We start from the raw sequence: 24,160 nt of genomic DNA, 5'->3' as shown, positions 1-24,160 counted from the left end.
CCCGCCCATGAAACTGGGGTACTGAATGACTTACACCGGATCCGACGATCTGACCGTGTCACTGGATGACGGCGTGTTGTCCGTGACGCTCAACCGGCCGGACACGCTGAACTCGCTGTCGCTGGGAATGCTCGAACTCCTCGGCGACGCGGTGCTCCAGGCCGCGACCGATCCCGAGGTCAAGGTGGTCCGGCTGGGCGGCGCGGGCCGGGGCTTCTGCTCCGGCGCGGGCCTGAGTGCCGAAGACCAGGACGCCAAGAAATTTGATGCCGCCGCCGTCTTGAACGCCGCCAACCGCGCCGTCGCGGCGCTGGTGAGCCTGCCCAAGCCCGCGGTCGCAGTGGTGCACGGCGTCGCCGCCGGCGTCGGGGTGTCGCTGGCCCTCGGGTGCGACATCGTCCTGGCGTCGGAGAAGTCGTCGTTCCTGTTGGCGTTCACCAAGATCGGTCTGATGCCCGACGGCGGCGCCTCGGCTCTGGTCGCCGCCTCGATCGGCCGGGCCCGGGCGATGCGGATGGCCCTGTTGGCCGAGAAGCTGCCGGCGTCCGAGGCTCTCGCCGCCGGCCTGGTGAGTTCCGTCCACGCCGCCGATGAACTCGACGCCGAGGTCGACCGCGTGCTGGCGACGCTCAAGTCCGGCCCGGCCGTGGCCCTGCGCAAGACCAAGCAGGCCATCAACGACGCCACCCTGACCGAGCTGAACAACACGTTCGCCCGTGAAACCGCCGGGCAGATCCAGCTTTTGCACGCCGCCGACTTCCGCGAGGGCGTGGCGTCCTTCCAGCAGCGGCGGACTCCCGTCTACTCGGACGTGTAGCGAACGGGTCCACACCACGAGCGTGCAAACAGATCACCAGATCCGCGGTTGACGCGCTCTGATTGCACAGTCGCGGGATCATGCGTTTCGACGGGTTCGCGAGTGTGCAACCAGGGCCTCGATTTCGCGGATCCGGTGATCTGGTTGCACATTCGTGGCAGTGACTCATACCGACGTACGCCCGGAAATCGCTTGACGGGCGCGGGACCATGGACTGGTGAGTTCCCAGTTCGACGTCGAGACGCCCGAACCGCGGACCACTGACCGCTGGCGGGTGTTCGCGCCCTTACGTTTCCGCGAATACCGGCTGCTCATCGCGGCCGTCTCACTGTCCATCTTCGCCGAGGGCATGTGGACGGTCGTGGCCGCGCTGCAGGTCATCGCGCTGGACAATGATCCGGCTGCGCTGTCCCTCGTCGCGACGTGCGCAGGCGTCGGCCTGGTGGCTTTCGTCCTCGTCGGTGGTATCGCGGCCGACAGGCTCAACCGGCGCAACATCATCATCACCGTCGAGGTCATCAACCTGGTCGCGGTGTCGACCATTGCTGCCCTCAGTTCGACTGGGACACTGCGCCTTTGGCACATGGCGGTCGCGGCGACGTGCCTCGGCATCGCCGTGGCCTTCTTCTTCCCGGCCTACAGTGCACTGCTCCCCCGTATCCTGCCGGCCGAACAACTGTTGGCAGCCAACGGCATCGAGGGCGTCGTGCGTCCCGTGCTGCAGCAGGCCATCGGCCCGGCCGCGGCCGGTGTCCTCGTCGGGCTGACGTTCCCGAGTGTCGGTGCGACCACCGTCGCGGTGCTGTTCGGTGTGGGACTGGTGCTGCTGGTGGCGACCCGGCCCACTGCGGTCCCGGCGGATGAGAAACCGGCCGAGCACAAGCACGTACTGCATGATCTGCGTGAGGGTTTCACGTTCATGACACGCACGCCGTGGCTGTTGTGGACGCTCCTGGTCGCGAGTGTCTACGTGCTGGTGGTGCTGGGACCCATCGAGGTGCTGATGCCGTTCATCGCCCAACAACGCTTCGAAGACGGTCCCCGCGCATACGGATTCATCATTGCCGGCTTCGGAATCGGCAGCGCCGTTGGCGCGCTGGCAGTTTCGTCGGCCCGCATGCCGCGGCGCTATCTGACCGCGATGATGGCGATCTGGGGCCTGGGTGCACTACCCTTGGTCGTGGTCGGCAGCACCTGGTCATTCCCCGTCATGCTGGCCGCAACAATCCTCGTCGGAATCGGCGAGGGCGCCAGCATGGTGATCTGGGGGACGCTGCTGCAACTGCGGGTCCCCACCGAGATGCTGGGCCGGGTCTCGAGCCTCGACTTCTTCGTCTCGCTGGTGTTCATGCCGGTGTCATTCGCCATCGCCGGACCGCTGTCGAAAATCGTTCCGATGCAGTGGATTTTCGTGGTGTCCGGGGTCCTCCCGGCCATCCTGACGGCCATCGCGTGGGCCGTGGCGCGGATGCGGGCCGACGAACTGGCCCACCCGCTTTAGATTTCGGCGTGATCTGTGACTGTCGGCGTCACAGATCACGCCGAATTCGCCAGGCGCTGTCCACCGTTCGGCGGACTGCGCTTCCCGGCATTCGTTGGCAGGCTGTGATGACGCATCATCCGCAACGCCGACCTGCCGAGGAGTTCGAACTGATGAAAGTCGCTGCACACCGGAGCAGAATGTTGGGCGCGGGATTCATCCTGCTCGCGGCGTCCAGCGCGACAAGCGTTTTGGGCGCCTGTGCCGCGGGTGCCGAGCCCACGCCGCCGTCACTGGTGGGTCAGTGGACACCGTCCGATGGCACCAACTTGAAGGTCGTCGGTGATACCGGTGTCTGCAAGGGCTTCTTCTACGACAGCAGTACCGGCAAGCCGCTCGATATCGGCGGACCGATGTCGTGCTCATTGTCGTCGAAAATGGATTCAGATGGCCGCTACCGTCTCGCCGTCACACAAGGACCCAACTCGGCGACCTATCTCGTACGATTCGACACCGCCGATCACGCCACCGTCTATACGAAAAGCGGAACGAAACTCTATGGACTGGAACGGTTCTAAGTGATCGTTCGATGACACGGGACCTAGGTGCACGCCACTATTCACGGAAAAATTCAGGTAGAAGAGGAACGCCGGCCATGCTCTCATTGCCAGTCAAAATCGTAGGCACCGTGTTGACGGCCGTCGCCCTGGCGGTCGTTAGCGCAGCCTGCTCAAATGATTCGGGCGCGAAGCACTCAGGTGGTGCGAGCGCGGCCCGCTCGGTCACCTGTGATGAGTACGCGCAGAAGGAATATGCACCCGCAAGGATCGGCGGGGAATCGCAATCTACCGACATCTCAGAGCTTCTTGACTCGCACAAGCTGCCCCAGTTTGATCTCAAGCTCAATAGCAAGGTCAAGTCGGCGGTCGAGAAATTCTGCGGGAAACCGAGCCCGAAGGGTGGCCAGCCGGCCAAGCGCAACAACTCCCGGCCGATCAACGACGCCGTCGACTGGGATCAACTGTCGTAGCGCTGATCCTCATCCCTGGTTTGTGCACGATTTTCCGCGGCACCCGCGGAAAATCGTGCACAAATCCCCGAGTTCCTAGCCGCGGTGGAGGGTGAGCAGGTGCTCGTACACCTGGCCGTTGATGCGGTTGTGGTTGATCTCGTCTTCGGTCAGCTCGCGCCGGATCTTGCCGGGCACTCCGGCAATCATGGTGCCCGGCGGCACGACGAACCCTTGCGGCACAACGGTTCCGGCCGCGACCAGCGAGCCGGCGCCGATCACGGCGCCGTTGAGCACGATGGCCCCCATGCCCACCAGGGCGCCGTCCTCCACCGTGCAGCCATGCAGGACCGCGTTGTGCCCGACGCTGACGCCGGCGCCCACCTTGACCGGGAAGCCCGGGTCGACGTGCACGGTGCAGCCGTCCTGGATGTTGGACCCTTCGCCGATCTCGATGGGCTCGAACTCGGCACGCAGCGTGGTGCCGTACCAGATGCTGGCCCGCGCGGCGAGCGTCACCTGGCCGAGCACCGATGCGGTCGGCGCGACCCACGCCTCGTCGTGCAGCTGCGGCGCATGGCCCTGGATGGGAAGAATCAACGGTCCTGACATGCGGCAGAGTTTAGGTCGCACGCCGCTCCGGCCGGGAGCGTGGCGCAATCTGTGCGGTTCGTGTCGGTTCTGCCACTGGCCCGGTCCCGACCTACCGGCCAGAGTGGTGCGGTGACGCTCACCTCGACGACCGCGCCGACTCGCGCCGCATGGACGGTGGCCGCCGTCAGTTTCCTCGCCATCCTGGCCGCCGCCGGTTTCCGCGCCGTACCCGGCGTGCTGATGACGCCGCTGCACCACGAGTTCGGCTGGTCGCACGCCACGGTGGGCCTGGCGATGTCGGTCAACATGACGCTGTTCGGAGTCACCGCGCCGTTCGCGGCAGCCCTGATGGACCGGTTCGGGGTCCGGCCGGTGCTGACCGTGGCGCTGGGGTTGATCACGGCCGGTTCGGCGCTGTCGGTCCGGATGACGACCGGCTGGCAACTGGTGGCGTGCTGGGGCGTATTGGTCGGCATCGGCACCGGATGCATCTCGATGGGCTTCGTCGCGACCGTCGCCACCCGCTGGTTCGACGAACGGCGCGGCCTGGTGACCGGCGTGCTGACGGCGGCCAGCGCCACCGGGCAGCTGATCTTCCTGCCGCTCGTCGCCGAGGTCGCGACCCGTCACGGCTGGCGCTGGGCCTGCCTCATCGTCGCCGCGGCCGCGTTCGCGGTCATCGCACCCGCCCTCATCGTCATGCGCCACCACCCGCCCGCACCCACCGCGGCACCCGCGAACGGCTTCCGGGCCGCGCTGGACGGGCTCGTCATCGGTGCGCGGGTGCCGGTGTTCTGGCTCCTGGCCGGCAGCTTCGCGATCTGTGGCATGACCACCAACGGGCTGATCGGCACCCACTTCATCCCTGCCGCGGGCGACCATGGCATGCCGACGACGGTCGCTGCGAGCCTGCTGGCCACCATCGGCGTCCTCGACGTGGCCGGCACGGTCTGTTCGGGCTGGCTCACCGACCGGGTTGATCCGCGGCTGCTGCTGACCGTCTACTACGTCGGACGCGGCATTTCGCTGATGCTGTTGCCTTCGCTGCTTTCTCCGCACGCCGATCCGGGCACCTGGGTGTTCATCGTCTTCTACGGCCTGGACTGGGTTGCCACGGTGCCGCCCACGATCGCGCTGTGCCGCGACTACTTCGGTGATCGGTCCCCCGTGGTGTTCGGCTGGGTGTTTGCCGCACATCAGGTCGGCGCCGCGGTCGCAGCGGCGGCAGCCGGCTGGCTTCGGGACTTACAAGGTAACTATGACCTGGCCTTTCAACTGGCGGCCGGCTTGTGCGCGGTCGCCGCGGCGCTGTGCTTCAGCGTGCGAAAAGTGCAGGTCAGAACCACTTGACCAAAACGGACCGCCGGTAGCTGATTTTGCTGTTTCGCAGCGCCAGCCATTACCATTCGACGGGCGCCACGCCCCGGATGGGGTCTCCCCGGTCGGGCGGGGTGCGCGTCATGAACAGCTGAGGAGCCGAACCATGAAGACTCGCACCAGCAGATTTCTGGGCGTAACCGCGGCCGTCGCCGCCCTGACCGCATCGCTGCCGCTGGCAGTGTCCGCTTACGCGGACCCGCCGCCGCTGCCGCCGCCGACCAACAAGACGGTCGACCCCCAGGGCCCGGGCTGCGACAAGGTCAAGGCAGGCATGCCCGACCTGAAGACGTTGGTCAACAAGCCGGTGAGCCAGGTGCTGGCCGCGATTCCGGCGATCAGCACCTTCAACTCGGCGGTGTCCGGTGGCCTGAACCCCGCCGTGAACATCACCAGCGTGCTGGACAACGGCCCGTACGTGGTCTTCGCGCCCACCAACGAGGCCTTCGCGGCGCTGGACCCGGCCAAGCTCGAGGCCCTGAAGGCCGACCCGGCCGCGCTGACCAGCCTGGACTACTACCACGTCTTCCTGGGCGTGCTGGGCAATGACACCGTCAAGGGCCAGCGTCCGACGCAGCAGGGCACCCAGATCAAGGTGACCGGCGACGGTGGCGACATCAAGGTCAACGACACCGCCAAGCTGGTGTGTGGCGCCATCGAGGCGAGCAATGCCCGCATCTACGTGATCGACACCGTGCTGGACCTGGCGGATGCCCCGGCCCCGGTCACCGCGGCGGGTAGCGAGACCTCCACCTCGACCTCGGCCACCACGGCGACGTCGACCTCGGCAGCGCCGAGCGCCGCTGAGTCGACCTCGGCGACCCCGACCACGACCACGTCGGCCGCGCGGTAACCAACAGATTCAAACGAAATCGGCGCCCCTGCACCACGTTGTGCAGGGGCGCCGATTGGCTTTGTGGGCTGTTTACAGCCCGAGGTCGCGGCCGATGATGTCCTTCATGATCTCGGTGGTGCCACCGAAGATCGTCTGGATGCGGGCGTCGCAGTAATCGCGGGCCACGCGGTACTCCATCATGTAGCCGTAGCCGCCGTGCAACTGCACGCAGCCGTCGATGACCTTCTTGGCGGTCTCGGTACAGAACCACTTGGCCTTGGCCGCCTCGACGGCCGACAGGTCGCCGTCGAGCACGCCCTCCAGGCACCGGTCGATGTACCGCTCACACACGTCGAGCTCGGTGTCCATCTCGGCCAGCAGGAACCGGTTGTGCTGGAAGCTGCCGATCGGCTGCCCGAACGCCTTGCGGTCCTTGGCGTATTGCAGTGTCTGGCGCCAGGATTCGCGCGCGCCCGCGATCGCCGAGATCGCGATGCCGAGCCGCTCGGACGGCAGGTTCTGCATCAGGTGGTAGAAGCCGCGGCCTTCCTGGCCGAGCAAGTTCGCCTGCGGCACCCGCACGTTCTCGAAGTGCAGCTCCGAGGTGTCCTGCGCATGCAGACCCATCTTGTCGAGCTTGCGGCCCCGCTCGAAGCCTTCCATCCCGCGCTCGACGACCAGCAGCGTGAAGCCCTTGTGCCCGGCTTCGGGATTGGTGCGACACACCACCACGACGAGGTCGCAGTTGATGCCCGACGAGATGAAGGTCTTGGAGCCGTTGATGATCCAGTCGTCGCCGTCGCGCACCGCCGAGGTACGGATGCCCGCCAGGTCACTGCCGGCGCCGGGCTCGGTCATCGCGACGGCGAGGATCAGCTCGCCGCTGGCGATGCCCGGCATCCACCGTGCCTTCTGCTCGTCGTTCGCAAGGTGCTTGAAATACGGTGCGACGACGTCGTTCTGGAGACTCAGCGACGGTGCCGGGCCGCCGTAGCGGGCCAGTTCCTCGTCGATGACGGCATTGAAGCGGAAGTCGTCGGACCCGCCACCGCCGAACTCCTCGGGCATGTTGAACCCGATCAGGCCGTACTTGCCGGCGGCGACGAACGCCGACCGGTCGACCATGCGCTGCTCTTCCCACTTCTCGGCGTTGGGGACGAGCTCACGCTCGATGTACTGCCGGGTGGATTCCCGGAGCGCCTCATGCTCCGCTTCGAATACTGTCCGCTTCACGATTTCTTCTCCGTCACTTGGCTTTCCATACAGGCTGACGTTTCTGCGCGAACGCCAGCGGGCCTTCTTTCGCGTCCTCGGACTGCAGCAGGGTGACGAACTCGCGGTTGGTGCGCTTCCAGCCGTCCTTCTCGTCGGTCACCACGCCGTCGTCGGCGCCGTACGCCACCCGCTTGCTGGCCTGCACGGCCAGCGGCGCGTTGGACGTGATCCGTTCCGCCAGAGCCAGTGCCGCGTCGACGACGGTGCCGTCGGGGACCACCTGATTGATCAGGCCCCAGCGCAGCGCATCCGCGGATGTCATGGGCTCACCGGTGAACAGCAGTTCCAGCGCGACCTTGCGCGGCAGCTGCTCGACGATCCGGAACACGCCGCCGGCACCGGCGATCAGGCCCCGTTTCACTTCCGGGAGACCGAATTTCGCGCTTTCCTCGGCCACCACCAGGTCACTCGCCAACGCCAGTTCCGAGCCGCCGCCCAGGGCGGTGCCGTTGACGGCCGCGATGGTGGGCTTGTCGATGAAGTGGCTGACGTAGCCGGCGAAGCCCCAGTCGGTGTGATCGGGGTGGAAGAGGTTCTCGCCGCGCGAGAGCGCCTTGAGATCCGCACCGGCACAGAACGATTTGTCGCCGGAGCCGGTGATCACGACGGCCCGGATCTCCGGGTCGTCCTGCGCGGCCTGCAGTGCGTCGCCGACACCGATGCTGACGGCCTGGTTCACGGCGTTGCGGGCATCGGGCCGGTTGATCGTGATCAGCAGGACGTTGCCGCGCCGCTCGGAGAGGGCGCCCGGTTCGGCGGACACCGAGGTCACAACAGCTCCAGGATGGTCGCGTTGGCCTGGCCGCCACCCTCACACATGGTCTGGAAGCCGTACTGAATGTTGTTGTCCCGCATGTGGTGCAGCAGGGTGGTCATGATGCGGGCACCGGAACCGCCGAGCGGGTGGCCGAGGGCGATGGCGCCGCCGTTCGGGTTCAGCCGGTTCTCGTCGGCGCCGATGTCCTTGAGCCACGCCATCGGAACGGGCGCGAAGGCCTCGTTGACCTCGAACACGCCGATGTCGTTGACGCTCAGACCGGACTTGGCCAGGGCCTTCTGGGTCGCGGGAATGGGCGCGCTCAGCATCATCACGGGGTCGGCGCCGGCCAGCACGCCGGTGTGCAGCCGAGCAAGAGGCTTGAGCCCCAACTCTTTTGCCTTCTCGGCGGACATGATCAGCAGCGCGGCCGAGCCGTCGGAAATCTGCGAGGAGTTGCCGGCGTGGATGACGCCGTCTTCCTTGAACGCCGGCTTGATGGCCGCCATGGATTCGACGGTGCCGCCGCGACGGATGCCGCCGTCTTCGGTGACGATATTGCCGTCCTGGTCCTTGATGGCGACGATCTGGTCCTTGAAGGCCCCGGCATCCTGTGCGGCAGCGGCCTTTTCGTGCGAGCGCAGCGAGAACTCGTCGAGCTGGGTGCGGGACAGGCCCCACTTCTCGGCCATCATCTCGGCACCGGTGCCCTGGTTCGGGGTCTGGTCGTAACGGGCGCGGAACGCCTCCGGGTAGGGGTGTCCACCGTTGGCGAGCGACGAACCCATCGGGGTGCGCGACATCGATTCGACACCACCGGCGACGACGACGTCGTAGTGGCCGGCGACCACGCCGGCGGCGGCGAAGTGCACCGACTGCTGGCTGGAGCCACACTGGCGGTCGACGGTCACGCCGGGGACCGTCTCGGGCCAGCCTGCGGTCAGGACCGCGGTGCGGGCGATGTCGAGCGCCTGCTCGCCGGCCTGCATGACGCAGCCCCAGATCACGTCGTCGACGAGCGCCGGGTCGACGCCTGCGCGCTGCACCAGGGCGCCCAGCACCTGAGCCGAGAGCTCTGCCGGGTGCACACCCGACAGGGCGCCGTTGCGCTTCCCGATGGGCGAGCGGACCGCCTCGACGATGACTGCTTCAGCCACGGACTTCTCCTTCAACATGAATTGACACCCGTAAAGACCTGGTCATATGCGAACATAGAACAGAAGGTTTACTAGGTCAACCTACTAGTTGGTAGATCGGCGCCATTTCCGCGAATGACGGGGTCATGCCGCCTCACATGGTTTACTGAGTTTCCTAAGACGAGGCCAGCACAAACGGTTCAAGGAGGGCCCAGATGGCGCAGACTCCGCCGTTGTCGCCGATGATCGACCCACGTACTGTGCCATCCTCGGCCAGCGGCCCCATCCGCTCCCCCAAAACCGCGGAACTGGTGGCCGGCACCTTGCGCCGCATGGTCGTCGACGGCCAGCTCAAGGAAGGCGACTTCCTGCCCAACGAGGCCGAGCTGATGGCGCATTTCGGGGTCAGCCGTCCCACCCTGCGCGAGGCCGTCCGCGTCCTGGAGTCCGAGCGCCTCGTGGAGGTACGCCGCGGGTCGCGCACCGGTGCCCGTGTCCGCGTGCCCGGACCCGAGATCGTCGCGCGCCCAGCGGGTCTGCTGCTGGAGCTGTCCGGCGCGACGATCGCCGACGTGACCACCGCGCGCGCCGGGATCGAACCGACCGTCGTGCGGCTGTTGACCGAGCAGGGCAACACCGCCGCGTTCGACGAGCTCGACACCATGCTGGCCGAGTACGTGCCGTCCGGACTCGAGACGGGCCGTATGGCCGAGACCACCGGCGACTTTCACCAGCGCATGGTCGAGCTGTCGGGCAACGCGACGCTGGCCATCGTCGCCGGCATGCTGCACGAGATCACCGTCCGCCACATCGCGTTCGCGATGCGCGAGAACCGCCCGATGTCCAAGTCCGACTACGACATTCTGATGAAGTCCTACCGCCGGCTCATGACGCTCATGCGCTCGGGCAACGCCGCGGCCGCCGAAGCGCACTGGCGCAAGCACCTCGACGTCGCCAACAGCCTGCTGTTCGCCGGCATGGAGGACCTCAAGGTCCGCGACGTCATGCGCTAGTCACGCCGTACACGGGGACATCGTCGGCCCACGGCTGGCGGGTCACCATGTCGCGCACCTTCACGTAGCCGCGCTCGAATTCACCGGTGGCGGCGTCGACCAGGCGGTACTGCTGCGTCTGTTGATGGATGGGCTGCGCGTCGAGCATGACGATCCGCACCTCGCCCGGCTCGAAGTGGCACCGCTCCTGCAGCGCCGCGACGAGCTGTTCGTTCGACATGTGGCCGTCGCCGAAGTTCCAGCCGATGGCGGTCGAGACGATGCGCTCACCATCGGTCAGGGCGTAGTCGTCCTCGTTCTGCCCGGCCATCGCGCGGTGCGCGAGCGTGAACAGCGCGCGGCCGTGCGTGTTGAAGGCGCGGAACGCGTAGCCCATGTACAGGTACATCTGCGCGTTCTCCGGGCTGCCGTAGTACCGCTCCATCTGGGTCGCGGGCATGCTGGCGATCGCGACGATGTTCTTCTCGATCTTCTCCGAAGCCGACGGCTTGATGCACCACAGCGACGTGTCCCAGTTGCCGGCGTAGTACCGCATGCCGGGCAGGAAAGACACCTTGCGCGGGAACAGGTTTCCGATGACGACGGTGCCCGCGACGACCGCGAACAGCACCACCGGCCACGGCGACGTCAGGTCGGTGATGCCGATGTCCGCGTGCCCGACGAAAAGCGTCACGACACAGAACATCATGAAGACGTTCCACTCCAGCGGCACGCCCATCGGGATCGCCGACAGGATCCCGAAGTGGAAGCACAGCATGACGAACGCGGCGATGTACGTCGGCCAACCGCCGTGACTGAAGAAGAGCACGAGCGGCACCGCGCCCTCGATGAAGGTGCTGAAGTGCGCCATGAAGCGCGATGGGCGGCCGGGGCGCAGGTCGTCCGGGAAGTGTTCGAAGAACGCGCGCTTGATGAACTTCGGCCGCAGCACGGGATTGTTGCTCATCATCGTGGAGATGACGAACGGGAAGTGGTGGTTGAGCTTCGACGTCGCGGCGCCCAACCAGATCACCATGCACACGAGCTTGGCGGCGATGATCAGGTCGACGCCGTAGCCGGCGAACAGGAAGGCGACGGTGAACGAGCCGTAGACCTCGCCGCGGGCGGCCAGGAAGATCACCTTGTCGCGCAGACCGGCCAGGGCGAGCACGACCAGAATGGCCCAGATCGGCCACATCGGGAGCACGCCGACGGTCGCGCCGGGCAAGACCGGGCCGGTGCCGTCGGAGCACAGCGCGACGACGAGCAGGGCCAGCAGCGCGCCGTAGAGCAGCACATCGACCGGTCCGCGGGCGTCGCCCTTGGTCAGCGGGATGCGGCCGGGCCACGGTGGCAGACGAATGGTCTTCGGCCGCAGCCAGTACAGGATCGAGCCCATGGGCGGGAAGAAGCGGTTGTTCAGTGGGCCGAACCCGCAGCCGAGGCCGATCACCTCGAACAGCATCGTGTAGAGCACGACCTTCTCGAACACGATCGGCTCGGTCCACCACGCCGCGACGTTCGTGAATCCGTCGATCCCCTTGGTGGACAACGCGATCAGCCAGCCACCCAGGATGTACAGGCAGATCTTGACGACGTAGAACAGGTGCAGTGCCACCGGGGTGCCGAAGCCCGTCTCGGCCCAGTGCCGGGCCATGGGGACGATCTTCTGCGCGCGGGTGCCCTTGTTCCACTCCTCGAAGTCGATGACAGGAGTGTCCTGCGTGAGAAAGCCCATACCCGTCAGACTAGAACGTGTTCTAGTCTGACGGAATCAGATCCCCATAGTTGATTCCGTGGCCAGGGCGCAGACGTTCCAGAACCAACGCCCCGGACACCGACGGGTTCAGGCCTTCGCGGGCGGCCGGAAGAAGATCAGCAGCTGCCCGATGCCACCGGCGAGGCCGAGCCCGACGGCGATCAACAAGCCACACCAGCCGTGCAGCAGGTGGTAGAAGCCGCTGTTGTGGAACAGCAGGCAGTCCAGGCTGTAGCGGCCCGCACCCGTGCCCGCGATCGCCACGGCCGCGACGCCCAGCACCAGGTTGTACTCCCAGCCGGATTTCACGATGAAGAAGCCGTTTTCGCGGTGCACGGTCCATGCGGCCACCACCATCAGCGCCACGAACCCCGCGGCGGGGATCGGCGTCAGGAAGCCGGCAGCCAGGCCCAGGCCGGCCAGGATTTCGGTGCCGGCAGCCAGCCGGGCGTGCAGCATGCCGGGCTTCATGCCGATGCTGTCGAACCAGGCGGCGGTACCGGGGATGCGGCCGCCACCGAAGAACTTGTTGTACCCGTGCGCAGCCATCGTCAGACCGAGCACCACCCGCAGCAGCAGGATCGAGAACGCGTAAGCAGTCACGCGATGAATTTAGCCCCCGGCGTCCAGCACCGCAGACAACCGTTCCACATACGAATCGACATCCGGTAAGGCCGACGGGGACGCGTGCACGCTGATCGTGACGGTGTCCCCGATGCCGTGCACGCCGTGCGTCAAGCCCATCATCGGCGACAACGCCGGGCACGCGGTGGTCAACACCACCGGGCACTCCCCGAACGTCAGATCGGCCGCGCCGCGGTTGACGCTCGAGACCACGGTGTTGCCGGTGGCCGTCGTCGACCGCACGTGCGGATCGAATTGCTCAGTGCCCCAACGCAGCAGCCGGGCCGGCACCGCCGCGGTGGCGGCACCGCTCGCCGCGGCCGCAGGATGCTCGAACCGCTTTCGCCGCATGGCGAGTTCCGACTCGATCCGGGCCGCCCGCTCGTGGAAAGGCAACTCCGGGTGCAGGGCCACGCCGACGTTGCCGTAGTGGTTGTACGCCCGGCGGACCCCGGTCTTGGCCATCGGCACCTCGGCCCCGAGCGCGGTCACCCCGCCCAGCTCGGCCGCCAGTGCCTCGGAGATGGCCGCCAGCACGCCGACCGTCACCGTCGGCCCGGGCAGGTCCGCACGGTGACGCACCACCGTCCGCATGGTGTCGGGGCCCGCCGGCGCGTTGTTGGTCGGCTGCACCGGCCACGAATCCGCCGGTGGGGCAACAGCACCCGACTCGGTGTCCCGCACGAGTTGCCGGTGGGCGGCACTGGCGCGCCACGCCAGGTACGGCAGCGCCCACGTCCCCAGCCGCGACTCGACCACCGCCGGCACCGGCTGGTCCCGGCCGAAGATCCGCCTCATGAGAGCCGTCGCGCGCTGCCCGTCGGCGAGGGCGTGCGACATCTGCACAACGACGACGGTGCCGGGGCCCGTCGTCGTCGGTATCCCGGTAACGTCGGCGAAGACGTGCAGTCGCCACGCCTGCACGGTCGCGTCGAGCTGGTCACTCGCGGCCAGGGCACACACGGCGTTCAGGCAGCCGGACCAGGTGGGGTCCCCGGGTTCGTGCACGACGATCTCCGGGGCATCGCATCGCACCCAGGACGGATAGCGCCAGGGACGCGAATCGTCGATGCGTACCAACAACTCTGGGCACGCCGCCACGTTGCGGCGGACCGCTGCCAGCGCGGCGTCCAGGTCAGCGGGCACACCGTCGAACCCGCACACCAGAAACATGTCGTTGGGGATTTTCGCCGACATCCAGAAACTCTGGGCGTCGGCGGCCGCCATCCGGTTCACGTCCACCGCCCCGGGATTTGTGCACGAAAATCCGCGCCCACCGCGGAAAATCGTGCACAAATCACGACCATCACACCGGCTCGAACTTGGCGATCAGCCACTGGCCCCCCAGTCGTTCCAGGGTTACGCGCGCACTGGTGGGCGTGCTGGTCGGTGGTTGGTCACCGACACGGACTATCTGGTTGACGAACACCAGCACCACGGCATGGTTCTCCTCGACCGAGACCGCCGCGGCGGCGGGCACCGACGTCGCCGCCGCGATGCGCCGCTGTTCGGCGCCGGGGATCACCGACTTGGTCAGTGTCGTGTACTCGTCCAGGAACGGTGTGGTGAGCAGCTTGCGCGCATCGGTCAGTTGTTGACGGACCGTGTCCGGCTGGTACGACAGCAGAGTGACCGTGCCGTCGCTGGCCAGCTTGATCACCGCGGCCCGCTGAGCGTCATTGCTGTGCTTCGTGGTCAGGTACCACAGTCCGCCGGCCGCGGCCGCGAGTACCAGCGCCAGCACCGGCAGGACCCGGTACGCCGTCACCCGCGCCCACTCGATACCGCCGGGCTGCAGCGGGTTCACCTGCGGCACAGCGGCATTGGGCGCCGCCGACTCTGTCTCGACAGCCTCGGCCGCATCCGGTTCCGCCTCCGTCGACTCGGCCTCCGCGTCGGCCGGCTCGTCAGGTTCGTCCATTTCGTGCTTGCTCATTGGATCGGCTCCACCTTCGATGCCTTGGCGCTGTCGCCCACCTTCTGCATCGTCAGCCGCACGCGCCAGTAGCGGTCGCGTTGCGGCGGCCCGCTGCCGACCTCGGTGTGCACCTTGACCGCGACCAGGACCACGCCCGTGGTCTCGTTCGCCGACTCCACGCCGGCCTCGGTGACCGTGCCGACCGACGCCGACTGCTGCTGTTTCACCGAGTCCACCACAGCCACCGAACGCTGTTTGAAGTCGTCGAAATAGGCGCCGGTCGAGGTGTCCAGCGCCCGCTTGATGTCGTCGTCGACGTGCCGGTAGTCGATGGTCGTGAGATTGACCGCGACCTGCTTCCCGGCCGTCAGGTACATGTCGTGCAGGGCGTCGTCGCGACGCAGCTGCAGCTCACGCTGACCGAGCCAGGCCACCAGCGCACCCAGCGCGCCGACCACCAGCACTCCCACGACCAGTGCCACGATCACCCGCTTATCCCGTTGGGGTGCAGTCGGTTTCAGGAAGGCGAGGGCGTCCTCGTCGGAGATGGCCGGTGCGTCGTCGTCGGCATCCGGGGTCACGTCCGGGTCGGCCGCGTCGTCGTCGTCCACCTCGTCGGGATTCCTGTGCCGCCCGTGCTCGTCCGCCATATGCCTTCCTCTCGCCGCGCGCCCGGCCGGGCGCGCGACACCTCGGCCGAGTCTAGAGACCACGGGGTGACCAGGGTCATGTTCGGTTCAGTTAGCACAGCTCGGTAACGTGCAGGAGAAGTGACGAGAGGATTCCCAGTGAGCACCGACGAACGCACTTCCCCGGCCGAGGGCGGCAGCAATGTACAGACGGTGCGATTCCGCGGTATCGACGAACTGACCCTCGTCGCCGACGAGTGGAACCGCGACGCGGACACCGCAGCGGACAAGCCGACGATCCTGATGTTGCACGGCGGCGGCCAGAACCGGCATTCCTGGAAGAACACCGGCCAGATTCTCGCGAACGCCGGCTTCCACGTCGTCGCACTGGACAGCCGCGGGCACGGTGACAGCGACCGTTCCCCCACGGCGAACTACTCACTCGAGACACTGACCGGCGACACGCTGCAGGTGATCTATCAGATCGGCCGGCCGGTGGCCCTGATCGGCGCCAGCATGGGCGGCCTGACCAGCCTCCCCGTCGCGCACGAAGCCGGTCCCGAACTGGTGACCAAACTGGTCCTGGTCGACGTCGTGCCGCGGTTCGAGAAGAGCGGCAGCGCACGCATCCGCGACTTCATGTTCAGCGGCATCGACGGCTTCGCCTCGCTGGAAGAGGCCGCCGACGCCGTCGCGGCGTACCTGCCGCACCGCACCCGGCCGCGCAGCGTCGAAGGACTCAAGAAGAACCTGCGGCTGCGCGACGGCAAGTGGTTCTGGCACTGGGACCCGGCATTCCTCACCGCGCCCGGCGACGACCCGTTCGAGCGCGCCGACATGCTCGAACACGCGGCGATCAGCCTCGAAATCCCGATCCTGCTGATCCGCGGCAAGCTCTCCGACGTGGTGAGCACCGAAGGCGTGCAGGACTTCCTGCAGAAGGTGCCGGGCGCGCAGTTCGTCGAACTGTCCGACGCCGGGCACACCGCCGCCGGCGACGACAACGACGCGTTCACCGACGCGGTGGTGCAGTTCGTCCGTCAATGACCCGATCGCGGCCCGTCGCCTCGATACTTGAGCGGTGACGGTATCGACGATCTCGCTGATCGCCATCTGTGTCCTCGCCGCGGTGGTCGTCGTCGAGACCATCGCGTTGCGCGTGACGCGAGGCCGGCTGCGTGCCGCACGGCAGGAGATCGCGGAGTTGCGCGCGCCGTCCGAGCCCCGCACGAACCTGCTGCTGGCCGGCGGCCGCGCGGCGGTGAAGACGATGTGGCAGACCGCCAACCTCATCAACAAAGAGGGCTTCGGCGGTGCGATGTGGTCATCGATCGAGGAGCTCGCCGGCTGGGCCGAGGTGGAGCGGCCGGACCTGGCCAAGCTGGCACCGACCGGCCGCGTGGCGATCATGTTCTCCGACATCGAAGGGTCCACGGCGCTCAACGAGCGCATGGGCGACCGGGCCTGGGTGCGGCTGATCGATCATCACGACAAGCTGGTCGGCCGGTGTGTCAAGAAGCAGTCGGGGTTGGTCGTCAAGAGTCAGGGCGACGGTTTCATGATCGCCTTCGCCGAGCCCGAGCAGGCCGTGCGCTGCAGCATCGACATGCAGCAGCAATTGGCGAAGGCGCCCGGCGGCGTCCGGGTCCGCATCGGGATTCACACCGGCAAGTCGGTGCGCCGCGGCGATGACCTGTTCGGGCGCAACGTCGCCATGGCCGCGCGGGTGGCGAGTCAGGCCGACGGCGGCGAGGTGCTCGTGAGCAAGGCCGTGCGAGATGCCTTGTCCGCCTCGGCTTCCTGCGCGGACATCACCTTCGACGGCGGCCGGGTGGCGGAGCTGAAGGGCTTCGCCGGGGACCACCGGCTCTATGCCGTGGGCTGGCTCCCACCGGATTCGGCCAGCCGCTGATGCAGCCGGGCGCGAATATCGTCGGCCGTATATGACTCGCGGTTGCGCTGATCGCGCGCGACCAACACGCCACCGGCGACCACGCCCGCGACACCGGCCAGGCCAACCCACTTCCACACGCCACGCATGCAGTGATTATGGCCGAGCGAAGCGCCGGGGAATGTCTAAGCTGCCCAGATGACTGGTAACGCGGTGACATTGGAGCGAGCGCTGGCCGAAACCCGGACCGGCGACATCTGGTTGTTCCGTGGGGCTTCCAAGCCCGACCGCGCCATCCAGACGCTCACCAACGCGCCCGTGAACCATGTCGGCATGACGGTCGCCATCGACGACCTGCCGCCGCTGATCTGGCACGCCGAACTCGGCGACAAACTCGAATGCCTGTGGAGCGGCAGCCACCACCGCGGCGTGCAACTCAACGATCTGCGGGCCGCTGTCGAACGGTGGGTGTACGTGTACGGGCAGCGGTGCTGGCTGCGACAGCTGACGCCGTACGCCACCCGCGAGCAGGAAGACCTGGCATTGAAAGTGGTGGCCCGCATGGACGGCACCGCGTTCCCCACCACCGCGCGGTTGACGGGCCGGTGGTTCCGTGGCCGGGCGCCGGTGGTCAGCGACTACACACGCGGAATTCCGTTGGTACATCGTAAGGTTCGCGAATCCGCCGAGAAGGACAAGAACCGCCGGCGGGCAGCCGGGCTCGAGACCGCGTATTGCGCCGAGACAGTGGCCATCACCTACGAGGAAATGGGACTGCTGGTCACCGAGAAACGCGAGAACTATTTCGATCCGGGGTCGTTCTGGAGTGGTGATTCGCTGTCGTTGACGCCGGGCTACCACTTGGGCGACGAGATCGAAATCCTGGCCTGACATGTCCGCCCGGAAAGCCGGCCAATAAACTCAATCGCCGTCAATGAAGTCAATAGGCGACTAGCATTTGTGCGCAAACTCCCAGCAAACGGGCAGCTCACAGGAGGCGGCATGCGAAAGAAAATCGCGCTGGTTGCACCATGGATTGCAGCGGCCGCGATCGGCGGCGCCGTAAGTCTCGCTCCGATGGCGGGAGCCGACCCGGACCCCGACGTCCCCTACGGCGGTGACGAATTCGACCTGCCGCAGCAGGGCCCGAACCCGTACGACTTCGGGTTCCACGAGTCGAATCACGACGAGAAGGACACCTCCGCCGGCGCCACCGACGTGCCGTACTGATCGCCGGCGATCTCCAGCAGCCGCTTCGGGTGCATGCCGTCCACCTGCCCGATGAAGGGCGGGTGGATGCTGTAGCCGAGCATGCGGCGAATGTCTTCTGACACCCGGCGGACGGTATCGCGTGTCATCGACAGCGTGAAGGCCTCCTGCGGCCGCAGCCACGGCTCGCAGTATTGGGCGGTGACCGCCAACCGCGGACGGTCAGTGCGGTTGGCGCCGCCGCCGTGCCACAGCGTGCCCGGAAAGAACACGCAGGACCCGGCTTTCATCACCACGGGCCGGCGCTCGACGTCGTCGCCGGGCAGCCGGTCGCCCCAGAGCTGGCTGCCGGGCACGACGTCGGTGGCACCGTTGTCGGCGGTGAAATCGTCGATGGCCCAGATGGTCGCCGCGCCCAACGGGGCACGGGGCCGGGGTGACCGCGACGATCATGCCGATCAGCAGCAGCTCCAACGACCCGGCGAAACACGCGATGGACAGCGCGGGCGCCACCCACCACGGCAAGCCGGCCTGGATGACGAGCAAGCCGAACGCGACGCCGATCGGATACATGCCGAGCCCGGCCGCCAGCGACGCCCGCACACCCGCGGCGATCTCTGTTTTCCGAGACGTCACCACCAGAGTGCTCATGACAACAATGATCCCAGGATCGGTGCAGCATATGGTTGCCACTTACTGCACTTCTGAGCCGCAGCGCGCAATAATTGGTCATGGATAGCCTCGACACAGCAATAATCGACGTCCTGCGCGAGGACGGCCGCATCGCGAACGTCGCCCTCGCCGAGCGGGTGGGCCTCACGCCGGGGCCGTGCCTGCGGCGGGTGCAGCGCCTGGAGGCCGACGGCGTCATCGTCGGCTACCAGGCCCTGATCTCGCCCGCGGCCGCGAACCAGAGCTTCGAGGTGCTGCTCGACGTCGAGATCACCGACTTCGACATGAAGAGCATCGAGACGTTCGAGGCCAAGATGGCCGGGTACCCGCAGGTGCTTGAACTCCACCGGCTGTTCGGTTCGCCGGACTATCTCGTCCGCGTCGCCGTTGCGGACCTGCCCGCGTACGAGCAGTTCCTGACGAGCAAGGTGCTGGCCATCCCGGGCATCCACCGGGTCTCGTCGCGATTCCCGATGAAGACGATCAAGTCGCTGCGGCCGCTGTGAACCGTCGAGCGGCCCGGTCGGCGTGTCGGCTCTCCCTGCGGCACTTGCGATCTGAAGCTGTCAGCATCGGCTGACAATGTCCGGTTTTTTGACAATGTCGCCATGTGCGACAGCTTCAGATCGACGAAGTCGTGGAGACTCCAACGGCGTTCTCAGTGCACGAGCTTGAGCCCGACGACGCCGCCGATGATCAGCGTCAAGAACACGACCTTGAGGACCGACGTCGGCTCATCCCCGGTGGCCATCGCATAGACCACGGTGAGGACTGCGCCGATGCCGACCCAGACGGCGTACGCGGTGCCGACCGGCAGGTCACGCATGGCGTAGGCCAAGCCGGCCATGCTGGCGATGAGAGCGACCGCGAACACGATGCTGGGCGAGAGCTTGCTGATTCCCTCCGACTTGCCCATCGCGGTTGCCCATACCGCTTCGAGGACACCGGATAGGACCAGAACGAGCCACGACATGATGCTTCTCCCGGGCCGTCTTGTCGCACACCGGGTACGGCACCCATCGTCCGGAAGCCTGCGTTAAGGCTCTGTTACCAAGTTCTCACAGGTGCGGGCGGGTGGCAATGTCAGGTCGGTCACCACTACGTCGAACGTGGGGGTTGACGAGGGGCTCCCGGCTTTTCCGCGTAAAGCCCCACGCTCGATGGCACCCCTGACGCCGATAATCGGTAGATGATCACCACTCGCCTGACCGATCGCCTCGGCATTCAGCATCCGATCGTTTCGGCACCCATGGCTTTGGCCGGAGGCGGCGCATTGGCTGCGGCGGTCAGCCGGGCCGGCGGCCTCGGGCTCATCGGCGGGGGCTACGGCGACTCCGATTGGGTCCGTGCGCAATTCGCAGCCGCCGGTGACGAGCGAGTCGGCGTCGGCTTCATCACGTGGTCGGCACAGCGCTCACCCGCCATGGTGGCCGAAGCCCTCAAATTCCGCCCCGCTGCGGTGATGTTGTCGTTCGGCGATCCCGGGGTATTCGCCGAGCAAGCCAAAGACGCTGGCGCCCTGCTCATTTGCCAATGCCAGAACCTTGATCACGTTAACCGTGCCATCAGCGTCGGGGCGGACGTCGTCGTCGCGCAGGGCGCCGAGGCGGGTGGCCACGGTTCCTCGCGCGGGACGCTGAGCCTTGTCCCGGAGGTCGCCGACGTCCTCGCGGCCCGCTCCCCCGACACCCTGCTAGTGGCGGCCGGGGGCATCGCCGACGGCCGGGCGCTGGCCGCCTCGCTCATGCTGGGCGCCGACGGCGTGTTGATCGGCACCCGACTGTGGGCTGCCGACGAAGCGTTGGTGCATCCGCGTCACCATCAAGCGATCGTCGAATCCAACGGCGACAGCACAATTCGATCGACGGTGGGCGACGTCGTCCGCGGAATCGACTGGCCGCCGGAGTTCACAATGCGCATGCGGCGCAACGCATTTACCGACCGATGGCACGGCGACGAGACAACATTGGCGGCCAGCGTCGACGTCGAGGGTCCGCGCTACCGCGCCGCCTTCTCCGACGGCGATCCCGACAACGCCGGGGTCGTGTTCGGCGAGGCCGCCGGGCTCATCCACTCGATCGAGCCCGCCGGCGCGATCATCGAGCGAATGGTCGATGAAGCGACGCAGCTGTTGCGGTCAGGCGCCGGCTACACAGGGTAGCCGGCCCCCGCGCCCCGGCACGCACAAGCGCAACGGCAATCGAGTTTGTAACCTGTCGACATGGCAGAGCCTCTGGATGACGGGCCGTTCTTTCACGGCACGAAGGCCGATCTGCAAGTGGGAGAACTTCTTACGGCGGGTTTCCGCTCCAACTACCGGCCCGAGATCGTGATGAACCACATCTACTTCACCGTGTTGCGCGACGGTGCGGGCCTCGCCGCTGAACTCGCCGCCGGCGATGGCGAGCCGCGGGTCTATGAGGTGGAACCGACCGGCGAATTCGAGAACGATCCCAACGTCACCGACAAGAAGTTCCCGGGCAACCCCACCCGGTCATACCGCAGCACGGCCCCGCTCCGGATCGTCGCCGAGGTGACGGACTGGACGCGCCTGACGCCCGAGGCGCTCCAGATGTGGCGCGACCGGTTGGCCGCGGTTCATACCGACAGCCGCGGCGAGATCATCAACTGAGCCAGCGCCTAGCCGACGCTCGCTAACCGCGGTTGGCGCGCACTGCCTCGTGAATCAGTGCTTTGAACGCGTCGGCGTCCAGTTCGTCGCCTTCGTGCAGATCGATGGCGCGTCGGACACCCGCGTCGAGACTGGCGTTGAACAACTTCTCCGGGTCCTTCAAGGACGCGCCTTTGGCGAACGTCGCCTTGACCTTGTCCTTGTACGTCTCCACAGTGCAGATCAGTCCGTCCAGTGAAAACGTCGGCACGCCATCAGGATTGGACGGCTTGCGCCACTTGGACTCTTCGACGACATCCGGTTCGGCTTGTTTGATCAATGACCGAAGCTCGTCGACTCGATCGCTGCGCCAATCGCCACTCACAGCCGTCAATGTACTAGGCGAATCCGACTGCCATCGCATGTGCAGAAGCGGAACTTCAGCACTTCGGACCGTCTAGTACCCTTCGCCGTGTATGCATGTTCGCTTGTTAGGCGGACGCGACCTTGTTCGATTTGGTCCGATTGCATCGCCAGCACAGAGTCTGCAGGTTGTCGGGCGTCGACATGCCACCTCTCGAGACCGGAATGACGTGATCCACTTCCAGAAGAAGATGCGGTTCATCCGCTAGCGATACCGAGCAGTACCGGCAAGTGTGGTTGTCGCGCGCCTTGATGGAGTTTCGCAACCTAGAGGTCATTAACGCGCGCTGGCCAGCCGCGCTCTCCTCCAACGAATCTTCTGGGAAAGAGTCTCGATGAGAGCGTCGATCGTCGGGGTATTTAACGTGATAGGTGCTCGTTGCGAGCTATTGCCGCCAGCGCTGACGTATTCAAAGACGTACTCGGGATACGGCACGCGGATGGGCGATAACTCCACCCCAACTCGCCACATGAACTCATCCCGGTAGTGCTTCAGGACAAATGGAGGTGGATCGACCGATGCAGTGATGCTCACTTCACGCTGGTTCAGGTTGGTGATGGCATCTTCGAGTCTGACGATGCCTTCAGCCAGGCTCTCAACCTCGGCAAGATGGGCCTCGTCCGGCTTGATGTTGAAGTACTTCATTAGGTACTTAATGGGATCGGCGCTTGCATTGCGGACAACCTGCAGCGAGCAATTATGTATGTTCAGTGCTTGGTAATTCGCAACATTGCGATCGCGTCGGTAGTTCCATTGGCTCGTGTTCTGAAACGACGAGAGATGCGCATGTGAACCGGCCGACGACGCACCAAGGCTGAATGAACCACGGCTGCGGATTTCCGAGATGTAGTCGGCGAGTTCGTTGTGCTCGGCGACGAATGATGCGATTTCCTTCTGGTGAGCTAAAAACACCTCACTGGAGAAGTACCGTTCTTTGAGGATGTAGAGAGTGACTCGATACAGGCCCCAACCCGCCAGCGCAACAAAGGCGATCGCTAGTAATGCTTCCATATCGAATTAGTACCCTCCGTCGGTTCTCCCCTTGAGAGACCGGACTGTAGCAAAAGGGTTCCGACGACCGGCTGCACTTCCCGACCAGGCGAACCGCTAGCCGCTGATTGTTGTGCCTCGCCCCGAGATTAGATTTCGGGTTCCAAGCACCGCGGAGTGCACCCCACAGGCGTGTGAATCGCCCGGGACGATGCGCGCCGACATCCGGGGCTAGCAGGTCACTGGAGCCGACGCTGATGGAGACCACCGAGGCGTAAGGGCCGGGGAATGTCGCGGGTCAGTCGTACAGTTCGGCCATGGCGCAGAAACCCGCCCCTCCGCAATCCATTATCGAGGGGTTCATCCTGCGCGCCCGCCGTGTGATGGCGCACTCTCTGCTCCACGAACAGGCCGAGCTGATGGAGAAGCTCCAGACTGGCGGCTTCACTCTGAAGAAGGTGACCGACGGCGAACCCGGCGGGCCGACGCACCACCTGAAAATCGAGTATCCATCCGAAGAGGCAATGGAGTCGCTGGCGAGCCGGGTGCGGCCGATCATCCTGGGTTCAGAACCGATCTACTACCGGCGTGTGCTCAATGCCCTTGAAGAACTCGTGGGCACCGACCAACTGAATGAGCACATCGACCTACCGTGGTGGCACGGATACTGGGACCACGCGGTTGATGGCAACCTGGAGGCCCAGGCGTACTGGGTCTCGACAGTCAGCGGGACGATTACCGATCGGAAGCTGATGTACGCCTGGCTATATGGCGATGTCGTCCATGCGAATGCAAAAAAGTCGCCCGCGATTCAGAAACTCGACATCAACGATCGGTACCACGCGGCAGCTCCGGGTATCGCACGCATCTGCGAGCGCGTGATTTACACGAGCATGATGCTGGGCGAGCTGATCGGCAAGGGCGTTCTGACCGTGGCCCCCGAGGTGCTGACCGATGATGTGGTCGTTACCAGCAATGCCAAGGATTTACCGGTGCACGCGTTTTGCGCGCCGCTAGGGGTGCCGATACCCGAAGGCATCATTACCCAGGGTCCCGCTGCGTTAGAGGGGACTGAGTGGATATCTCCCCATGAGGATCCCGAGCTTGTCGCGTACCTCAGTAAGGCCACCAAAGACGGTGTCGCGGACGAGTGACCAAAGT

General features: G+C 66.0%; 29 protein-coding genes, 2 pseudogenes and 1 riboswitch. Of the genes and pseudogenes, 15 read left to right on the top strand and 16 right to left on the bottom strand.

Going from position 1 to position 24,160, the window contains the following annotated elements:
• The first annotated feature begins 25 nt into the window (after nucleotides 1–25).
• From ACZ5IQ_RS05685 to ACZ5IQ_RS05670, 4 genes are all read left to right on the top strand, one after another.
• Nucleotides 26–817 carry an enoyl-CoA hydratase gene (locus ACZ5IQ_RS05685; protein WP_212812676.1) on the top strand — a complete coding sequence of 264 codons (792 nt, stop codon included), beginning with the start codon at nucleotides 26–28 and terminating at the stop codon, nucleotides 815–817.
• A gap of 217 nt (nucleotides 818–1,034) precedes the next feature.
• Nucleotides 1,035–2,318, top strand: coding sequence for a tetracycline efflux MFS transporter Tet(V) (gene tet(V), locus ACZ5IQ_RS05680; protein ID WP_064858208.1), 1,284 nt, complete (start codon nucleotides 1,035–1,037; stop codon nucleotides 2,316–2,318).
• A gap of 107 nt (nucleotides 2,319–2,425) precedes the next feature.
• Entirely contained in the window at nucleotides 2,426–2,875 is a 450-nt protein-coding gene (locus tag ACZ5IQ_RS05675; RefSeq protein WP_064858209.1) for a hypothetical protein, read from the top strand.
• Between the two features lie 77 nt (nucleotides 2,876–2,952).
• A complete protein-coding gene (locus ACZ5IQ_RS05670) occupies nucleotides 2,953–3,327 on the top strand; it encodes a hypothetical protein (protein WP_212812678.1) in 375 nt (124 codons plus the stop codon).
• A 75-nt stretch (nucleotides 3,328–3,402) separates the two neighbouring features.
• Here the strand turns inward: ACZ5IQ_RS05670 and ACZ5IQ_RS05665 are convergent, their stop codons facing one another.
• Nucleotides 3,403–3,918: a gamma carbonic anhydrase family protein gene (locus ACZ5IQ_RS05665; RefSeq protein WP_138248198.1), complete on the bottom strand. Its 516-nt coding sequence runs from the start codon at nucleotides 3,916–3,918 to the stop codon at nucleotides 3,403–3,405.
• A 111-nt stretch (nucleotides 3,919–4,029) separates the two neighbouring features.
• On the opposite strand from ACZ5IQ_RS05665, the gene ACZ5IQ_RS05660 reads away from it, so the two are divergent.
• Nucleotides 4,030–5,250, top strand: a complete 1,221-nt coding sequence (locus ACZ5IQ_RS05660; RefSeq protein ID WP_138248197.1) for an MFS transporter — start codon at nucleotides 4,030–4,032, stop codon at nucleotides 5,248–5,250.
• Nucleotides 5,251–5,383: 133 nt separating this feature from the next.
• Nucleotides 5,384–6,130, top strand: a complete 747-nt coding sequence (locus ACZ5IQ_RS05655; RefSeq protein ID WP_135357092.1) for a fasciclin domain-containing protein — start codon at nucleotides 5,384–5,386, stop codon at nucleotides 6,128–6,130.
• A 72-nt stretch (nucleotides 6,131–6,202) separates the two neighbouring features.
• On the opposite strand, the gene ACZ5IQ_RS05650 is transcribed toward ACZ5IQ_RS05655, so the two are convergent.
• From ACZ5IQ_RS05650 to ACZ5IQ_RS05640, 3 genes are read right to left on the bottom strand one after another with little or no spacing between them, the layout of a single operon-like run.
• Nucleotides 6,203–7,345: an acyl-CoA dehydrogenase family protein gene (locus ACZ5IQ_RS05650; RefSeq protein WP_020099264.1), complete on the bottom strand. Its 1,143-nt coding sequence runs from the start codon at nucleotides 7,343–7,345 to the stop codon at nucleotides 6,203–6,205.
• A gap of 13 nt (nucleotides 7,346–7,358) precedes the next feature.
• The gene (locus ACZ5IQ_RS05645; RefSeq protein WP_064858214.1) at nucleotides 7,359–8,159 is read right to left on the bottom strand and encodes a crotonase/enoyl-CoA hydratase family protein; all 801 of its coding nucleotides are present in this window, start codon (nucleotides 8,157–8,159) and stop codon (nucleotides 7,359–7,361) included.
• The gene (locus ACZ5IQ_RS05640; RefSeq protein WP_464480958.1) at nucleotides 8,156–9,301 is read right to left on the bottom strand and encodes a thiolase family protein; all 1,146 of its coding nucleotides are present in this window, start codon (nucleotides 9,299–9,301) and stop codon (nucleotides 8,156–8,158) included. Before ACZ5IQ_RS05640 ends, ACZ5IQ_RS05645 begins: the two co-directional genes overlap by 4 nt.
• Before the next feature lie 194 nt (nucleotides 9,302–9,495).
• Here ACZ5IQ_RS05640 and ACZ5IQ_RS05635 point away from each other — a divergent pair, with 194 nt between their 5' ends.
• Nucleotides 9,496–10,293 carry a FadR/GntR family transcriptional regulator gene (locus ACZ5IQ_RS05635; protein WP_064858215.1) on the top strand — a complete coding sequence of 266 codons (798 nt, stop codon included), beginning with the start codon at nucleotides 9,496–9,498 and terminating at the stop codon, nucleotides 10,291–10,293.
• Here ACZ5IQ_RS05635 and ACZ5IQ_RS05630 read toward each other — a convergent pair.
• From ACZ5IQ_RS05630 to ACZ5IQ_RS05610, 5 genes are all read right to left on the bottom strand, one after another.
• The gene (locus ACZ5IQ_RS05630; RefSeq protein ID WP_464480957.1) at nucleotides 10,283–12,010 is read right to left on the bottom strand and encodes a DUF3556 domain-containing protein; all 1,728 of its coding nucleotides are present in this window, start codon (nucleotides 12,008–12,010) and stop codon (nucleotides 10,283–10,285) included. The two genes, ACZ5IQ_RS05635 and ACZ5IQ_RS05630, sit on opposite strands and share 11 nt — an antisense overlap.
• Nucleotides 12,011–12,118: 108 nt before the next feature.
• On the bottom strand, nucleotides 12,119–12,634 hold the full coding sequence (locus tag ACZ5IQ_RS05625) for a DoxX family protein (RefSeq protein WP_346415177.1): 516 nt from the start codon (nucleotides 12,632–12,634) through the stop codon (nucleotides 12,119–12,121).
• Nucleotides 12,635–12,643: 9 nt separating this feature from the next.
• Nucleotides 12,644–13,897, bottom strand: coding sequence for a WS/DGAT domain-containing protein (locus ACZ5IQ_RS05620; protein ID WP_464480956.1), 1,254 nt, complete (start codon nucleotides 13,895–13,897; stop codon nucleotides 12,644–12,646).
• Nucleotides 13,898–13,961: 64 nt separating this feature from the next.
• Nucleotides 13,962–14,591 carry a hypothetical protein gene (locus tag ACZ5IQ_RS05615; protein WP_064858218.1) on the bottom strand — a complete coding sequence of 210 codons (630 nt, stop codon included), beginning with the start codon at nucleotides 14,589–14,591 and terminating at the stop codon, nucleotides 13,962–13,964.
• On the bottom strand, nucleotides 14,588–15,223 hold the full coding sequence (locus tag ACZ5IQ_RS05610; protein WP_064858219.1) for a hypothetical protein: 636 nt from the start codon (nucleotides 15,221–15,223) through the stop codon (nucleotides 14,588–14,590). The genes ACZ5IQ_RS05615 and ACZ5IQ_RS05610 overlap by 4 nt, the downstream gene beginning before the upstream one ends.
• Before the next feature lie 138 nt (nucleotides 15,224–15,361).
• Here ACZ5IQ_RS05610 and ACZ5IQ_RS05605 point away from each other — a divergent pair, with 138 nt between their 5' ends.
• The gene (locus ACZ5IQ_RS05605; RefSeq protein ID WP_073698293.1) at nucleotides 15,362–16,249 is read left to right on the top strand and encodes an alpha/beta fold hydrolase; all 888 of its coding nucleotides are present in this window, start codon (nucleotides 15,362–15,364) and stop codon (nucleotides 16,247–16,249) included.
• Nucleotides 16,250–16,283: 34 nt separating this feature from the next.
• Entirely contained in the window at nucleotides 16,284–17,114 is an 831-nt protein-coding gene (locus ACZ5IQ_RS05600; protein WP_464480955.1) for an adenylate/guanylate cyclase domain-containing protein, read from the top strand.
• Here the strand turns inward: ACZ5IQ_RS05600 and ACZ5IQ_RS05595 are convergent.
• Nucleotides 17,072–17,242, bottom strand: a complete 171-nt coding sequence (locus ACZ5IQ_RS05595) for a hypothetical protein (RefSeq protein ID WP_135357087.1) — start codon at nucleotides 17,240–17,242, stop codon at nucleotides 17,072–17,074. The genes ACZ5IQ_RS05600 and ACZ5IQ_RS05595 overlap by 43 nt on opposite strands.
• 49 nt (nucleotides 17,243–17,291) lie before the next feature.
• On the opposite strand from ACZ5IQ_RS05595, the gene ACZ5IQ_RS05590 reads away from it, so the two are divergent.
• Nucleotides 17,292–17,984 carry a guanylate cyclase gene (locus tag ACZ5IQ_RS05590; RefSeq protein ID WP_167838047.1) on the top strand — a complete coding sequence of 231 codons (693 nt, stop codon included), beginning with the start codon at nucleotides 17,292–17,294 and terminating at the stop codon, nucleotides 17,982–17,984.
• A gap of 111 nt (nucleotides 17,985–18,095) precedes the next feature.
• Entirely contained in the window at nucleotides 18,096–18,323 is a 228-nt protein-coding gene (locus tag ACZ5IQ_RS05585; protein ID WP_135356691.1) for a hypothetical protein, read from the top strand.
• Here ACZ5IQ_RS05585 and ACZ5IQ_RS05580 read toward each other — a convergent pair.
• Together ACZ5IQ_RS05580 and ACZ5IQ_RS05575 are read right to left on the bottom strand one after the other, a co-directional pair.
• Nucleotides 18,275–18,739: pseudogene (locus ACZ5IQ_RS05580) on the bottom strand (phytanoyl-CoA dioxygenase family protein); the annotation flags it as partial. The gene ACZ5IQ_RS05585 and the pseudogene ACZ5IQ_RS05580 sit on opposite strands and share 49 nt — an antisense overlap.
• A gap of 58 nt (nucleotides 18,740–18,797) precedes the next feature.
• Nucleotides 18,798–18,875 (bottom strand): annotated as a pseudogene (locus tag ACZ5IQ_RS05575) (branched-chain amino acid ABC transporter permease); the annotation flags it as partial.
• A 158-nt stretch (nucleotides 18,876–19,033) separates the two neighbouring features.
• Here ACZ5IQ_RS05575 and ACZ5IQ_RS05570 point away from each other — a divergent pair.
• Nucleotides 19,034–19,480 (top strand): Lrp/AsnC family transcriptional regulator, encoded by a 447-nt coding sequence (locus ACZ5IQ_RS05570; RefSeq protein ID WP_082761909.1) that lies wholly within the window; start codon nucleotides 19,034–19,036, stop codon nucleotides 19,478–19,480.
• A gap of 152 nt (nucleotides 19,481–19,632) precedes the next feature.
• Here ACZ5IQ_RS05570 and ACZ5IQ_RS05565 read toward each other — a convergent pair whose 3' ends face one another.
• The gene (locus ACZ5IQ_RS05565) at nucleotides 19,633–19,947 is read right to left on the bottom strand and encodes a DMT family transporter (protein WP_464480954.1); all 315 of its coding nucleotides are present in this window, start codon (nucleotides 19,945–19,947) and stop codon (nucleotides 19,633–19,635) included.
• Nucleotides 19,948–19,956: 9 nt separating this feature from the next.
• Nucleotides 19,957–20,022, bottom strand: a riboswitch (guanidine-III (ykkC-III) riboswitch).
• Between the two features lie 141 nt (nucleotides 20,023–20,163).
• Between ACZ5IQ_RS05565 and ACZ5IQ_RS05560 the strand changes: the two genes are divergently transcribed.
• Entirely contained in the window at nucleotides 20,164–21,135 is a 972-nt protein-coding gene (locus ACZ5IQ_RS05560; protein WP_464480953.1) for an NAD(P)H-dependent flavin oxidoreductase, read from the top strand.
• 60 nt (nucleotides 21,136–21,195) lie between these two features.
• Complete coding sequence (gene arr / locus ACZ5IQ_RS05555) at nucleotides 21,196–21,606, top strand: NAD(+)--rifampin ADP-ribosyltransferase (protein ID WP_464480952.1); 411 nt, start codon at nucleotides 21,196–21,198, stop codon at nucleotides 21,604–21,606.
• A 22-nt stretch (nucleotides 21,607–21,628) separates the two neighbouring features.
• Here the strand turns inward: arr and ACZ5IQ_RS05550 are convergent, their stop codons facing one another.
• From ACZ5IQ_RS05550 to ACZ5IQ_RS05540, 3 genes are all read right to left on the bottom strand, one after another.
• Nucleotides 21,629–21,970 carry a DUF1801 domain-containing protein gene (locus ACZ5IQ_RS05550; protein WP_464480951.1) on the bottom strand — a complete coding sequence of 114 codons (342 nt, stop codon included), beginning with the start codon at nucleotides 21,968–21,970 and terminating at the stop codon, nucleotides 21,629–21,631.
• Nucleotides 21,971–22,076: 106 nt separating this feature from the next.
• Nucleotides 22,077–22,286, bottom strand: coding sequence for an HNH endonuclease (locus ACZ5IQ_RS05545; protein WP_464481425.1), 210 nt, complete (start codon nucleotides 22,284–22,286; stop codon nucleotides 22,077–22,079).
• Entirely contained in the window at nucleotides 22,286–23,020 is a 735-nt protein-coding gene (locus ACZ5IQ_RS05540) for an HNH endonuclease (protein ID WP_464480950.1), read from the bottom strand. Before ACZ5IQ_RS05540 ends, ACZ5IQ_RS05545 begins: the two co-directional genes overlap by 1 nt.
• A 296-nt stretch (nucleotides 23,021–23,316) precedes the next feature.
• Here ACZ5IQ_RS05540 and ACZ5IQ_RS05535 point away from each other — a divergent pair, with 296 nt between their 5' ends.
• The gene (locus ACZ5IQ_RS05535) at nucleotides 23,317–24,153 is read left to right on the top strand and encodes a hypothetical protein (protein ID WP_464480949.1); all 837 of its coding nucleotides are present in this window, start codon (nucleotides 23,317–23,319) and stop codon (nucleotides 24,151–24,153) included.
• The last annotated feature ends 7 nt before the right edge of the window (nucleotides 24,154–24,160 follow it).

This window comes from Mycobacterium toneyamaense, from assembly GCF_055384815.1.
This window is presented reverse-complemented; position numbering and strand designations above follow the sequence as displayed.